This window comes from Paenibacillus sp. FSL H8-0175 (assembly GCF_045040615.1).
Lineage (GTDB): Bacteria > Bacillota > Bacilli > Paenibacillales > Paenibacillaceae > Paenibacillus_AQ > Paenibacillus_AQ odorifer.
In genome coordinates, this window is sequence record NZ_CP150299.1 from 6,491,937 (window position 1) to 6,505,475 (window position 13,539).

The 13,539-nt window shown below is 44.3% G+C and carries 21 protein-coding genes; all 21 read right to left on the minus strand.

Features of this window, described 5'->3' with window-relative positions:
- Positions 1 to 34 precede the first annotated feature (34 nt).
- A complete protein-coding gene (gene cwlD, locus MHH46_RS28850; protein ID WP_038573445.1) occupies positions 35 to 775 on the minus strand; it encodes an N-acetylmuramoyl-L-alanine amidase CwlD in 741 nt (246 codons plus the stop codon).
- Between the two features lie 78 nt (positions 776 to 853).
- A complete protein-coding gene (sat, locus tag MHH46_RS28855; protein ID WP_076194826.1) occupies positions 854 to 2,023 on the minus strand; it encodes a sulfate adenylyltransferase in 1,170 nt (389 codons plus the stop codon).
- A gap of 37 nt (positions 2,024 to 2,060) precedes the next feature.
- Complete coding sequence (locus MHH46_RS28860; protein WP_036680616.1) at positions 2,061 to 2,753, minus strand: phosphoadenylyl-sulfate reductase; 693 nt, start codon at positions 2,751 to 2,753, stop codon at positions 2,061 to 2,063.
- A gap of 228 nt (positions 2,754 to 2,981) precedes the next feature.
- Positions 2,982 to 3,620, minus strand: coding sequence for a hypothetical protein (locus MHH46_RS28865; protein ID WP_076194823.1), 639 nt, complete (start codon positions 3,618 to 3,620; stop codon positions 2,982 to 2,984).
- Positions 3,621 to 3,632: 12 nt separating this feature from the next.
- Positions 3,633 to 4,202, minus strand: a complete 570-nt coding sequence (locus MHH46_RS28870; RefSeq protein ID WP_076194820.1) for a matrixin family metalloprotease — start codon at positions 4,200 to 4,202, stop codon at positions 3,633 to 3,635.
- A gap of 196 nt (positions 4,203 to 4,398) precedes the next feature.
- Positions 4,399 to 4,791, minus strand: a complete 393-nt coding sequence (gene rpsI / locus MHH46_RS28875; protein WP_025706574.1) for a 30S ribosomal protein S9 — start codon at positions 4,789 to 4,791, stop codon at positions 4,399 to 4,401.
- Between the two features lie 20 nt (positions 4,792 to 4,811).
- A complete protein-coding gene (gene rplM / locus MHH46_RS28880) occupies positions 4,812 to 5,249 on the minus strand; it encodes a 50S ribosomal protein L13 (protein WP_036680589.1) in 438 nt (145 codons plus the stop codon).
- A gap of 229 nt (positions 5,250 to 5,478) precedes the next feature.
- Positions 5,479 to 6,261: a tRNA pseudouridine(38-40) synthase TruA gene (gene truA, locus MHH46_RS28885; protein ID WP_076194818.1), complete on the minus strand. Its 783-nt coding sequence runs from the start codon at positions 6,259 to 6,261 to the stop codon at positions 5,479 to 5,481.
- 317 nt (positions 6,262 to 6,578) lie between these two features.
- Positions 6,579 to 6,944, minus strand: a complete 366-nt coding sequence (rplQ, locus tag MHH46_RS28890) for a 50S ribosomal protein L17 (RefSeq protein ID WP_019908254.1) — start codon at positions 6,942 to 6,944, stop codon at positions 6,579 to 6,581.
- Positions 6,945 to 6,978: 34 nt separating this feature from the next.
- On the minus strand, positions 6,979 to 7,923 hold the full coding sequence (locus MHH46_RS28895) for a DNA-directed RNA polymerase subunit alpha (RefSeq protein ID WP_036680585.1): 945 nt from the start codon (positions 7,921 to 7,923) through the stop codon (positions 6,979 to 6,981).
- Between the two features lie 130 nt (positions 7,924 to 8,053).
- Positions 8,054 to 8,449 carry a 30S ribosomal protein S11 gene (rpsK, locus tag MHH46_RS28900; protein ID WP_019908251.1) on the minus strand — a complete coding sequence of 132 codons (396 nt, stop codon included), beginning with the start codon at positions 8,447 to 8,449 and terminating at the stop codon, positions 8,054 to 8,056.
- Between the two features lie 19 nt (positions 8,450 to 8,468).
- The gene (rpsM, locus tag MHH46_RS28905) at positions 8,469 to 8,837 is read right to left on the minus strand and encodes a 30S ribosomal protein S13 (RefSeq protein ID WP_036680583.1); all 369 of its coding nucleotides are present in this window, start codon (positions 8,835 to 8,837) and stop codon (positions 8,469 to 8,471) included.
- 19 nt (positions 8,838 to 8,856) lie between these two features.
- Positions 8,857 to 8,970, minus strand: coding sequence for a 50S ribosomal protein L36 (gene rpmJ, locus MHH46_RS28910; protein ID WP_003322638.1), 114 nt, complete (start codon positions 8,968 to 8,970; stop codon positions 8,857 to 8,859).
- Positions 8,971 to 9,023: 53 nt separating this feature from the next.
- The gene (gene infA / locus MHH46_RS28915) at positions 9,024 to 9,239 is read right to left on the minus strand and encodes a translation initiation factor IF-1 (RefSeq protein WP_036652996.1); all 216 of its coding nucleotides are present in this window, start codon (positions 9,237 to 9,239) and stop codon (positions 9,024 to 9,026) included.
- A gap of 2 nt (positions 9,240 to 9,241) precedes the next feature.
- Positions 9,242 to 9,550 (minus strand): KOW domain-containing RNA-binding protein, encoded by a 309-nt coding sequence (locus tag MHH46_RS28920; RefSeq protein ID WP_036680581.1) that lies wholly within the window; start codon positions 9,548 to 9,550, stop codon positions 9,242 to 9,244.
- 11 nt (positions 9,551 to 9,561) lie between these two features.
- Positions 9,562 to 10,314: a type I methionyl aminopeptidase gene (gene map, locus MHH46_RS28925; RefSeq protein ID WP_038573450.1), complete on the minus strand. Its 753-nt coding sequence runs from the start codon at positions 10,312 to 10,314 to the stop codon at positions 9,562 to 9,564.
- A gap of 4 nt (positions 10,315 to 10,318) precedes the next feature.
- Entirely contained in the window at positions 10,319 to 10,963 is a 645-nt protein-coding gene (locus MHH46_RS28930; RefSeq protein ID WP_038573451.1) for an adenylate kinase, read from the minus strand.
- A 96-nt stretch (positions 10,964 to 11,059) separates the two neighbouring features.
- Positions 11,060 to 12,358, minus strand: a complete 1,299-nt coding sequence (secY, locus tag MHH46_RS28935; RefSeq protein WP_076194816.1) for a preprotein translocase subunit SecY — start codon at positions 12,356 to 12,358, stop codon at positions 11,060 to 11,062.
- On the minus strand, positions 12,358 to 12,798 hold the full coding sequence (gene rplO / locus MHH46_RS28940) for a 50S ribosomal protein L15 (RefSeq protein WP_036680569.1): 441 nt from the start codon (positions 12,796 to 12,798) through the stop codon (positions 12,358 to 12,360). The genes secY and rplO overlap by 1 nt, the downstream gene beginning before the upstream one ends.
- Positions 12,799 to 12,838: 40 nt before the next feature.
- Entirely contained in the window at positions 12,839 to 13,024 is a 186-nt protein-coding gene (gene rpmD / locus MHH46_RS28945) for a 50S ribosomal protein L30 (protein ID WP_036680567.1), read from the minus strand.
- Positions 13,025 to 13,038: 14 nt separating this feature from the next.
- Complete coding sequence (rpsE, locus tag MHH46_RS28950) at positions 13,039 to 13,536, minus strand: 30S ribosomal protein S5 (protein ID WP_036652980.1); 498 nt, start codon at positions 13,534 to 13,536, stop codon at positions 13,039 to 13,041.
- Positions 13,537 to 13,539 lie beyond the last annotated feature (3 nt).

A 13,539-nucleotide genomic window follows, 5' to 3' on the forward strand; every position in this document is an offset into this window, starting at 1 on the left:
ATAGCATTACCCATCTCCTGATGAGTAGTCCCGGCTACTCGGAAGCATAACGAAGAATGCCACGATATATGCTAGTCGCTACCTTGCGTTGATAAACATCATCTCCGAGTAGAACTGATTCCTGAGGGTGCGACAAAAAACCGACCTCTACAAGGATCGCAGGTATTTTTAATGCCTTTAGTAGATAAACAGTATTTACAGTCTTAGCTACACGATCAGTATTCTCCAGTGTAGTCTTCAGCTCACTCTGTACAAACTCTGCGATAGCTTTATTATCCTTGTGATTGGGATAGTAAAAGGTCTGCGCCCCGCTCCATCGGTTTGAAGGCACACTGTTCATGTGAACGCTTATAAAAAGATCTGCGCCCTTCTCTTCAATGCTTCTTACTCTTTGCTTAAGATCTTCAGTCTTGCGCTTAGAATAGCCCTTAGTGCCCTCCTGAGCCAAATCATAATCCCCTTCACGGGTCATTACAACAATAGCCCCTGCCTGTTGCAGGTAATCACGTAAATAAAGAGAGACCGCAAGATTAATGTCTTTCTCAATTAGCCCTTCCCGGCTAACTGCCCCTCCATCTGCTCCCCCATGTCCAGCGTCGATAGCGATCACTTTACCAGACAAAGGCAGACTCCAATAATTTAACGTTTTGGCAGTAGGCATGTCATACGCTATAATGCCGATCATTATAGCCAGCAGTGTCGCGCCCAGCATACATTTTTTGATACTGCTCCATGAGATCCAGACCGAGACTTTACTGTGTTTTCGGCCAGACATAACAAAGACCCCCTCGTCCCGATAGATAATACTCATCTATATGGGACAAGAAGGCCAAATAGTACTAGCTAACGATGATTAAGCTGTTACTTCTTGAGTCATGCCTTCAATTAGAATCTGCGCAACCTCAGGTCGCGTAAATTCAGGAGGCGGACATTGCCCCTCCCGAAGCAAAGCCCGTACCTTTGTACCCGACAATGTCATATGATCGTCGCCAGGATGTGGGCAGGTTTTACTGGAAGCCATATTTCCGCATTTTTTACAGAAGAAGCTGTGTTCAAAAAATAATGGAGTAATATCAAGTTCCTCAGCGGTGAAATTCGCAAAAATTTCTTGCGCTTCATAAGTTCCGTAGTAATCACCTACGCCCGCATGGTCACGTCCGACAATAAAATGGGTGCAGCCGTAATTTTTGCGAACCATAGCATGAAAAATCGCTTCTCTCGGACCAGCATAACGCATGGCCGCCGGGAAAACACCTAGAAAGGTACGATCCTCAGGATAATAATTCTCCAAAAGCGCCAGGTAGCTCTTCATTCGTACATTTGCCGGTACATCATCAGACTTCGTCTCACCCACTAGCGGGTTTAAGAACAGAGCGTCTACAACCTCCATAGCGCACTTCTGAATATATTCATGTGCACGATGAACAGGGTTACGCGTCTGGAAGCCTACAACTGTTCTCCAGCCTTTGTCTGCAAATATCTTACGTGTAGCTGAAGGGTCAAAATAAAATTCTCCGAACTTTTCTGGCTGTGGTCTATTTAGCACTGTAATTGGTCCTCCTACATAGGTAGCCGGGCGGGCCAACAGCTTACTTACTCCTGGATGTTCAGGATCTGTTGTTTTGAATACATTTTGCGCTTCAAGGTTTTGATCAACCGTATAAATACTCTCAATATCCAATAAACCGTAGATCTCGCCATCCTCTTCACTGATTAGAGATACCTTGTCTCCAATAGCTAAACCAGAGGCCACATCCTCTTCTACAGCAAGTGTTATTGGAATGCTCCACACTGTGCCATCTGCTAAACGCATGTTTTTGACTACGGAGTTATAATCTTGTTCATTCAAAAATCCAGTTAGTGGAGAAAATGCACCTACCGCTATTAGATCCAAATCAGATAAAGTCCAAGTGTTCACGGAAAGCGTCTTATATTCACGTGCAAGCTGCAGCAATTCTTCTCTTTCTGTACCCTCTACTACACGGTTAACTAATGTCCCGCCATGCGGACGTATTGAAGTCATTATCGTCTCTCCTTCTGTGTTCTCACGGGGATAGGTCTTACTTGTGTAATCCACACTCAGTCTTCTCTGATCCAGCCCAACGTCCAGCACGCGGATCTTCACCAGGCATAACCTGACGTGTACATTGCTCACAGCCGATACTTGGATAGTTACGGTCATGTAGAGGGTTATAAATTACATCATTTTCACGAATATAGTTCCATACATCTTCGGTTGTCCAATCCGCAATTGGATTAAACTTAACCAAACCAAATTTATAATCATACTCAACCTTTTTGGCATTAGCACGGGTAGGCGCTTGGTCACGACGAATGCCTGTAATCCAAGCTTCATATTGAGATAGGATACGAGTCAGCGGCTCTACTTTACGAATCCCACAGCATTGGTTAGGGTCTACTGTCCATAACGCATCACCGTGTTGAAGTGCTTGCTCCTGCGGAGTGATTTGTGGAGACACTCGTACGAACTCCAACCCGTATTTATCTGCCATCAAATCTCGGGTCTCATAGGTTTCCTTAAAATGATAATCTGTATCGAGATAAAAGACGTCTGTAGACGGACTAACTTTGTGAAGCATATCAACTAGCACTACATCTTCGGCACCAAAGCTGCAGGCAAAAGTAATGTTAGGAAATGTTTCTACAGCCCAGCGGATAATTTCCTCGGGTGAAGCAGTTTCTAATTCTTCGGCCTTAACTTTGATTAAATCCTCTTTCTCGAGCAGGTTCATTAAGGTATTCCTCCATCCAAAATATTAATCGTATGAATAAATGAGGTAAAAGAAGTAATAAAACCAACTAATTCTATATGAAATAGTATATAACTTTTACTGAGGAAGTCAATGCGTTTCAACCGTTAGAATTAGTAAATAGATGCAAAAAAAGCCCATTTCTTGTGGAAAGAGGCTAAACAACAAAAACCCTTAACCATAAAGGTTAAAGGTTTCTTATGTGCTTTTTTATCTCCCGTATTTTTCTAAGGCTTCTTTAAATATAGTATTTAACGCTTCAGGATACTCACCATAGATTTCTAATTCTTGAGAAGACTCTTCCTCAGACTGTTCCAATATCTTATTCACTTTTGGTTCACTCAAAGGAATTTTACCGTAGTAAACTCCTTTAACAAAATAAACATTAGGATCGGTTAAACTTTTATCTAAGAATAATAAATACTCTTCATTTTCATTCATTAACTGATAACCTTCAATTCCATAGATAAATGTTCCATCTTCTGTTGTTTCGATAGCTCCATTTTCTTGCACTGTAACTTCAGAGCCCTCTACAATATCTTGATTATCAGATTTGAAAATCTGATTAATCTTTATTGCAGATTGCGTATGATAATCAATCGTTTCACCAAATTCATTTTTATCGATAAATGTATTTATGACTTTAGCTTTTGTGCCTTTCAGTATCAATTCAGCCGTGTTGTCTAGCTCATTAAAATCACGATAACCAATAACTTTTGCTTCAGAACTGATAAATGCAGGAGAATTATCTCCCTTTACAGCTTTGTTATTGTTAATGAATCCTGCAGCACCGACAACCAATACGAAAGCCAACACACCTATTGAAAGAAACTTATTTTGTTTTTTCATATATTGACCCCCTTAATCAAATTGGTAAATATGCGCTATACCATCTTTATCATCTTGTACTGGGTAAGTTCCATATAACCAAGCTGGTCCAGAAAGCATAATGGACGGAACTGTATCTTCATGAGTTAAGCCTAGTACATGTCCCATTTCATGAGCAGTGGTTTCTTTTTGTCTATTTCCATCTACTGTCTTGAATCTTACCGTGTTAATTCTAACGATTGATGTAGAGGTTAGTGTACCTGAAGTAGAGGTTTGCGCATAAAATTGTCCAAGATCATTTGTTTCTGACGAAGCGTACCACTTTACGTCAGCAGCAGAGGCTGAAGTTGTTGAAGTAACGTTAATAGACAGTCTACCAGCAGTAAGACCATTCCACGCTGTACTTCCATGTATGGCAGCGGCATTGTAGCCAATTGATGATATAGAGGCATCAAGCCAATATTTAACTTGGTTAGGTCTATCCACTCTGTTTCCGCGAAGTACATAAGCATCTACCTGTGAGATAAAAATCGAAGCAACAACCATTAGAACGATTGAGGACAAAATAAATTTCCTCTTACTCAAAGAACTCTCAATTTCCATAAATTCAACTCCTCCTTTATAACCTTAAACGCCTATAATTGGAAAATGTTGCTATGATTAAATAAAAAAATATTAATAAAAAAACCTATTCTCGAAAGAAATAGGTTTTTTTGGAACACAGTTCTAAATATAATTCTGTTCTGATATAAAAAATAAAACCCTCGGCCATATGGCCAAGGGTTGAATTCTGTAGATATTAACGTTTCGAGAACTGAGGCGCACGACGTGCAGCCTTCAAGCCGTATTTCTTACGTTCCTTCATACGTGGGTCACGAGTCAGGAAGCCGGCTTTCTTCAATGCACCGCGATATTCAGGGTCAACTTTAAGCAATGCACGGGAGATACCGTGACGAATTGCTCCAGCTTGACCGGAAATGCCGCCACCATGTGCAAGAACGATTACATCGTAGTTGCCCAGTGTTTCAGTCAGGTTCAAAGGTTGTTTTACGATCATTTTCAGTGTTTCCACACCGAAATATTCGTCCATCTCACGTTTGTTAATGACAATGCGTCCTTCACCCGGTACAAGGCGAACACGTGCTACCGAATGTTTACGACGACCTGTCCCATAGTATTGTACTTGTGCCATGAAACTGTCCTCCTCTATTCTTATCCGCGAAGTTCGTAAACTTCAGGTTTTTGTGCTGCATGTGGATGCTCGGCGCCTGCATATACTTTCAATCTCAGCTTCATGTGGTCCCCTTGACGAGTCTTAGGAATCATACCATGAACCGCGAATTCAATTACGCGTTCTGGTTTAGTATTCAGCAGAGTTTCAGCATTAGTAACTTTCAAACCACCTGGGTGCATCGAGTGACGGTAGTATTTTTTGTTTTGCAATTTCTTACCGGTCAAGTGAATTTTCTCAGCGTTGATTACGATAACGAAATCTCCTGTATCAACGTGTGGAGTGAATTGCGGTTTGTGTTTGCCACGGATCAAAGCAGCGGCTTCGCTGGCCAAACGACCGAGTGTTTTGCCTTCGGCATCAATAATGTGCCAATTGCGTTCAACTTCGTTCGGCTTCGCCATATAGGTGGTACGCATGAATGTTTCCTCCTTGTTCTCGTACGAAAATCTTCTGTTTCGTATATCTTGTTTCTCATTGAATTACGATTATGTGAGTTAAGCAAAGCATTTTTTTGGCATTTTCTCGATCGGGGCTGTGGGATAGCCATCAAGAAAACACAACTTTTATATTACAGTATAAACATAACAAGTGCAAGTGATTTTTAAACATTTAACCTATTAATCAGGAAGAAATTTATAGAAAAAACTATTCACTTTCAATCTCGTCATATTCAACACTCCACAAAGCTAACCCCATGGCCACAGCTGTTGGACCGGCATGTGATCGATCACATGCTGCCAATATTTCAGCAACCTTATCAGCAGGTATTTTACCTTCCCCCACATGGATCAAAGTCCCCATAATAATGCGAACCATGTGCTGAAGAAATCCACTACCCGTTATATAAGTATGGATAACTCCTTGATCTGATGAAGAGTGTCGGCACATACTGCGGTCTACTTCCATATGAGCTTCAAAGATCGTTCGTACATGAGAAGTCTTCGTAGACCGTCGTGATGCAAACGAAGTGAAGTCATGTGTCCCTATAATTTGCGTTAAGCCTTGCTGCATCGCAGGAATATCCAACTTCACTGGATGGTGAAGCTGCCAGCGCCGCTGAAACGGATCTGGAAACCTGTTGCCATTGATCGTGTATCGGTAAGTTTTACGCTTAGCCCCTCTACGAGAGTGAAACGTTAGCGGAACTTCCCTAGCCTCTGTAACCACGATGTCTTGTGGCAGCCGGGCATTAAGCGCTAGACACCAACGTTCAGTTGGGATTCGAGAGGAGGTTGTAAAGTTAAAAGGCTGGCCATAGGCATGTACTCCGGCATCTGTGCGGCCTGAAGCAGTAATCTTAAGCTTCTCACCTGTCAGATGGAGTATGGCTTGCTCCAGCCGATCCTGAATCGTATTGCCCTGAGGCTGGGTCTGAAAGCCATCATAATTCGTTCCGTCATAATTGACCTTCATCAATAGATTACGCATTCCGTTCTCCTTTTTAAACCGGTCAGCAGAACGTCGATCGAAGCACTGTCTGATCTTCTATTTGAAGAAATGGCTTCGCCGTCCCTAGAAGGACGGCATCCATTTTTCATATATAGAACTACAAGTCCTATAGGATCCTTAATTTCAAAAAAAAGAGCCCCTGCGGGAGCTCCTTCAATTGAACCAAGGTGATTCCCACGGTTATTAGTACAGCAGAGTCTTGCGCCTCTGCAGCACAATAACGCTGATATTTCCCCCATCTTTACTCCAAAGAGGGCTGGATGAAAGGGAAGCATCGGAAATCAATACTTGTGATACTACGCGCGGTCTACCAATTCAAGATAAACCATAGGCGCAGCGTCGCCACGACGAGGTCCTAGTTTAAGGATACGAGTGTATCCACCTGGACGCTCAGTGTAACGAGGAGCAATGTCAGAGAACAATTTTTGAATTGCATCTTGTTCACCATCAACAGTCTCGCGGCGAACAAATGCAGCTACTTGACGACGAGCATGAAGATCACCTTTTTTAGCTTTAGTGATCAGCTTTTCAGCGATAGAACGAACTTCTTTCGCTTTAGCTTCCGTTGTTTGGATGCGCTCGTATAAAAACAGATCCGTTACCATGTCGCGAAATAACGCTTTACGCGCACTGGAATCACGGCCCAATTTTTGGTATGCCATTGTGTTTTCCCTCCTTTACTAAAGCAATCTGCAGCTATTCTTCTGTGCGGAGACCCAAACCAAGTTCCTCAAGCTTTTCCTGAACTTCTTCCAAAGATTTGCGACCAAGGTTACGCACCTTCATCATATCTTCTTCAGTCTTCGTGGTAAGCTCTTGTACGGTATTAATACCAGCACGTTTGAGGCAGTTGTAGGAACGAACAGAAAGATCAAGCTCTTCGATTGTCATCTCAAGTACTTTTTCTTTTTTGTCTTCTTCTTTTTCAACCATAATTTCGGCGTCTTTCGCTTCGTCCGTAAGACCTACGAACAGAACGAGGTGCTCGTTCAAAATTTTGGCTCCGAGGCTTACAGCCTCTTCCGGTCTGATACTTCCATCCGTCCAAATTTCAAGCGTCAATTTGTCATAGTTAGTCACTTGACCAACACGTGTATTGTCTATGCCGTAGTTAACGCGTGAAATTGGAGTGTAGATGGAGTCAACTGGAATAACACCAATTGGCTGATCGTCACGTTTGTTCCGGTCCGCTTGGACATAGCCGCGACCACGGCCTGCAAAAATACGCATATGAAGTCTCGCACCAGGTCCCAGCGTTGCAATGTGAAGATCCGGATTGAGGATCTCAACATCGCTGTCCGCACGGATATCACCTGCGGTAACGATGCCTTCCCCTTCAGCATCAATCTCGAACACTTTTTCCTCGTCTGAATGAATCTTCAGAGACAAGGCTTTAAGGTTCAGAATGATTTCCGTCACATCTTCCATTACGCCTGGAACGGTCGAGAACTCATGCAGAACGCCGTCAATTTGGACCGAAGTCACTGCGGCTCCTGGAAGCGAAGAAAGCAATATCCGGCGAAGCGAGTTCCCCAGAGTCGTGCCATACCCACGTTCCAGCGGTTCAACTACGAATTTCCCATAGGTACCTTCATCATTAGCTTCTACGGTCTCAATCTTCGGCTTTTCGATTTCTATCACGAGTTTACCCCTCCTTCAACGTCGCTCCTATATGAAACTGTCACCCCATCAGGTGCATCATGTAGTATGCCTAAACACCTATTATTAGCAGATGCGTCAGAATTATACCACATTCACAATACTGATTTCACTATACGCGACGACGCTTAGGCGGACGGCATCCATTGTGAGGAACCGGAGTTACGTCTTTAATAAGGTTAACTTCAAGCCCTGCAGCTTGAAGGGAACGGATGGCTGCTTCGCGGCCCGCGCCCGGTCCTTTAACCATAACCTCAACCGACTTCATGCCGTGCTCCATAGCTGCTTTAGCTGCTGATTCAGCTGCCATTTGCGCTGCGAATGGAGTGGACTTACGGGAACCTTTAAATCCTTGGCCGCCGGAGCTTGCCCAGGAAATTGCATTTCCGTGAGGATCCGTGATGGTAACGATGGTGTTGTTGAACGTGGAACGAATATGTGCCACGCCGGATTCGATATTTTTACGGTCGCGACGTTTGGTACGTACGACTTTTTTCGGTTTAGCCATTGTCTCTTATCCCCCCTTATTATTTCTTTTTGTTTGCTACCGTACGACGCGGGCCTTTCCGGGTACGGGCATTCGTTTTAGTACGTTGACCGCGAACAGGCAATCCACGACGGTGGCGAACACCGCGGTAACAGCCGATCTCAGTAAGACGTTTAATATTTAAGGAAATTTCACGACGCAGGTCACCTTCAACCTTAACCGTTTTGTCGATCGTTTCACGCAGTTTGCTGACTTCATCTTCCGTCAAATCACGGACACGTGTATTAGCGCTAATGCCTGTTTCATTAAGAATTTTCTGAGAAGTCGTTTTACCGATTCCGAAAATATAAGTCAAGGCGATCTCAACGCGTTTGTCACGTGGCAAATCCACTCCAGCTATACGAGCCATTTTACGCTACACCCCCTTCTTAACCTTGTTTTTGTTTGTGTTTCGGATTTTCGCAAATCACCATAACAGTCCCTTTGCGGCGGATTACTTTACATTTCTCGCAAATGGGCTTTACAGAAGGTCTTACCTTCATGTTAATTACCTCCTCAAAGTTTTGCGAAGCAAAACTTTTTTCGTAGTTCCCATCTATTTACGGTAAGTTATACGACCTTTTGATAAATCATAAGGCGATAACTGCACGACCACTTTGTCTCCGGTCAAAATACGGATAAAGTGCATCCGCAATTTACCGGATACATGGGCAAGTATTTGATGACCGTTCTCAAGCTCAACCTTAAACGTTGCGTTTGGCAACGGTTCAAGGACAGTACCTTCTACTTCAATGACATCTTCCTTAGCCACAGTTAGTCTCCTTTCTCATCAGCACTTATTCCGGTGGGTCCAGCATACTTCATGACTGCGAATCGCAGCTTTCCGTTTGTTACCCGCCCAGTTTCCTTCAAACTGTCCACAACCTCACTGCTGATGAAGGGTATGAGCTCAAGATGAAGAATATTCTTCTTCTTTGGCCCATCAAACTTACGTTTGTCTCCATCTGCAATGTATACAAATCTGCTATCAACAACTGCGATAACAACGGCTGCCTCTCCGGCATCTTTGCCTTTGAGAATTCTCACTAATTGACCAACCTGCGGGCTGCTCACAGTATTCAAGAGGAGATCACCTACGCATTCAGTTTTGTGAAAATTTCCATGCCGTCCGGAGTAACTGCTACTGTATGCTCGAAGTGAGCACATAGTGAGCCATCAACCGTAACGACAGTCCAGTTATCTTCCAGTGTTCTGACATGTCTCTTTCCTGCGTTTACCATCGGCTCAATCGCGAGCACCATACCCGGTTTCAGACGTGGTCCGCGGTCCGCTATGCCATAATTCGGAATTTGCGGTTCTTCATGCAGTTTTGCCCCAATACCATGACCAACATACTCACGTACGACTGAGAAACCAGCCTCTTCGATGTATTGCTGAATAGCATGGGAGATTGTAAACAAGCGCACATCCGGCTTAACTAACGCCAGTCCCGCGTACAAGGAGCCTTCCGTAACGTCCAGCAAACGCTGAGCCTCTTCGGAAATGCTGCCCACACCGTAGGTCCAGGCGGAATCACCGTGATAACCGCGGTACTCTGCACCGATATCCAGCGTAACAATATCGCCTTCGATCAGTTTACGTTTACCTGGAAATCCATGCACCAATTGTTCGTTGACTGAAGCGCAAATGCTGGCAGGAAAACCGTTGTAGCCTTTGAAAGACGGCACAGCATCTTGACTGCGAATGTATTGATCGGCGATTCTGTCGAGCTCGCCCGTTGTAATGCCAGGCTCAATGGCCTGAGCAATAAGACGGTGACTCTCGGCAACAATTCGACCAGCTTCCCTCATAAAGGCAAGTTCCTGTTCGGATTTACAAATGATCATTACATTAACCCCGCATTAAAGACACGATTTCAGAAGTAACGACATTAATTTCGTTTTCCCCGTTTACCTGACGCAAAAGACCTTTATTATCATAAAACGCAAGCAGCGGCGCTGTTTTATTATCATACTCATCCAGGCGCTTGCCTACACTTTCTTCGTTGTCATCCGGACGTTGATATAATTCACCGCCATCAATGTCGCAAATGCCATCTTGCTTCGGCGGGTTGAAGATTAAATGGTAGGATGCTCCGCAAACGCTGCAGATACGACGTCCAGTAAGACGCGCCATTAGCAATCCACGGTCAACATTCAAGTTGATGACATGATCCAAAGAAGTGTTCAAACGGCTAAGAATATCATCCAGCGCTTCCGCTTGCGAAAGAGTTCTTGGAAAACCATCCAATAGAAATCCTTTTTCGCAATCGGACTGCTGCAGCCGTTCTTCGACTATCCCAATGGTCACATCATCTGGTACAAGCAAACCTTGATCTATAAATGATTTGGCCTTCAATCCAACCGGAGTTTCCTGTTTGATTGCCAAACGGAAAGCATCTCCTGTCGAAATATGAGGAATACCAAATTCTTTAACGATTTCTGCCGCTTGTGTTCCCTTGCCTGCCCCAGGAGGGCCCATGAATAAAATGTTCACGATTTCTCTCTCCCCCCAAAAGTTCGCCACCAAGCAAGAAACAGCATAATAGGTGCCGGGAAGAATAAAAACTTAAGCTTCACCGGAACCTATCACCTATTTATTGATGAAGCCTTTGTAATGGCGTTTGATCAAATGGCTCTCGATCTGCTTCATAGTATCCAATGCCACGCCGATTACGATAAGGAGCGCAGTACCACCAATTCGAACTTCTTTGGGCAATCCGGATAAAGCACCGAAGAACATCGGTAGTACAGAGATCAAAGCTAGGAACAACGCGCCTGACATAGTCAAACGAGACATTACTCTAGTCAGATATTTCTCTGTAGCTTTACCAGGACGGATACCTGGGATGTAACCACCATTCTTCTTCATGTTATCGGCCATCTGCTGAGGATTCATCTGCACGAACGTATAGAAGAACGTAAACCCGATGATCATCACTACATACAGAAGCATACCAAGCGGAGCATCGGTTGCCAAATATTTGGTAATCCATTGTGCCCAGGCATGTGTTGACCAGAAACTGGAGAGAACAACTGGGAACTGAAGCAATGATACGGCGAAAATTACCGGAATTACACCAGCCGCATTAATTTTCAGCGGAATATGTGTATTCTGTCCACCGTACATTTTGTTGCCAACTACGCGTTTAGCATATTGAACAGGAATCTTCCGAATACCTTGCTGCACGAAGATAACTGCTGTAATAATCGCTACAATCACAATCAGCACAATAACGACTTTAAGAATATTCAGGAACACCTGATCCGGCTGAATAAAACTTGAGTTAGCCGTACTTGTGATATATCCCGGTATGGCGGCGACGATTCCCGCAAAAATCAGGATCGAAATCCCGTTCCCGATTCCCTTTTCGGTAATCTGTTCACCAAGCCACATCAAGAAAGAAGTACCTGCCGTCAAGATAATGGCAACCAGCAAGTAATCAGCAAATGTCGCATTCGGCATCATTTGAGTATTGTATATCCGGTTAAACCCTATCGACGTAGCAAAACCTTGGATCAGGGCTAATATCACTGTACCGTAACGAGTGATTTGCGCCAATTGTTTTTTTCCGTGCTCCCCTTGTTTAGCCCATTCAGCAAACTTAGGAACAACATCCATCGACAGCAATTGCACGATGATGGATGCTGTAATGTACGGATAAATACTGATCGCAAATATCGAGAAGTTTTTGAGCGCTCCGCCCGAGAAGGTGTTCAATAGTCCCATCAAAGCGTCACCGCTCTGATTTGCTGTTGCCAGTACATCTTTGTTTACACCAGGAACCGGAACAAACGAACCGATACGGTAGATAAACAGAATGAACAAGGTAAACAGGATCTTTTTGCGCAAATCTTCAACATGCCAGATATTCTTAAGCGTCTTGAACATTAGATCACCTCGGTTTTACCGCCGGCAGCCTCGATTTTCTCTACCGCAGATTGAGAGAACTTATTTGCTTGTACAGTCAATTTTACGGTCAACTCACCGTTGCCGAGAATCTTGATGCCGCTTTTGGAATTCTTGACAACACCAGTTTCAAGCAACAACTGCGGAGTCACTTCAGTTCCTTCTGCAAAGCTATTCAGATCTTCCAGGTTCACAATCGCATACTCTTTACGGGTAGGATTGACGAAACCACGTTTAGGCAGACGACGATAGAGCGGATTTTGTCCACCCTCGAAGCCCGGACGAACACCACCGCCAGAACGTGAGTTTTGACCTTTGTGACCGCGACCGGAAGTTTTACCATTTCCGCTACTAGGACCACGACCAACGCGATTGCGTTCTTTGCGGGAACCAGGAGCTGGAGCAAGTTCATGTAACTTCATCGTTTGCACCTCCTTATGTTTGTTAATTTATGCGAGGCGTTTAGCCTTCAATTTCAGTTACAGATAGCAAGTGACTCACTTTATTGATCATTCCGCGAATTGCAGGACTGTCATTGTGAACCACTGTCGTGTTGAGTTTACGCAGGCCGAGCGTCTTAACAGTAACACGTTGTGTTTCTGGACGTCCGATTACACTACGTACGAGGGTAATTTGCAATTTTGCCATTGACGTTCCCCTCCTTAACCGCGCAATTCTTCGACAGATTTGCCGCGAAGTTTCGCGACCTCTTCAATGCGTTTCAGACGGGAAAGTCCCTCCAAAGTTGCATTGACCATGTTCATGGAATTCGAAGAACCCAGTGATTTTGTCAAAATGTCGCCAACGCCTGCCAATTCCAATACCGCACGAACTGGACCGCCAGCGATAACGCCAGTACCCTCTGATGCTGGTTTCAACAACACGCGTCCTGCGCCGAAGTGTCCAGTAACGAGATGGGGAATCGAAGTTCCTACGATTGGGATGTGAATCAGGTTTTTCTTGGCGTCTTCAATGCCTTTACGGATGGCATCCGGAACTTCGCCGGCTTTACCGATACCAGCACCGACGTAGCCGTTGCCGTCGCCCACAACAACAAGTGCACTAAAGCTGAAACGGCGTCCGCCTTTTACAACTTTTGCAACACGGTTAATGTGTACAACTCTTTCTGTCAGTTCTAAACTGTTCGGATCTACACGCAAGTC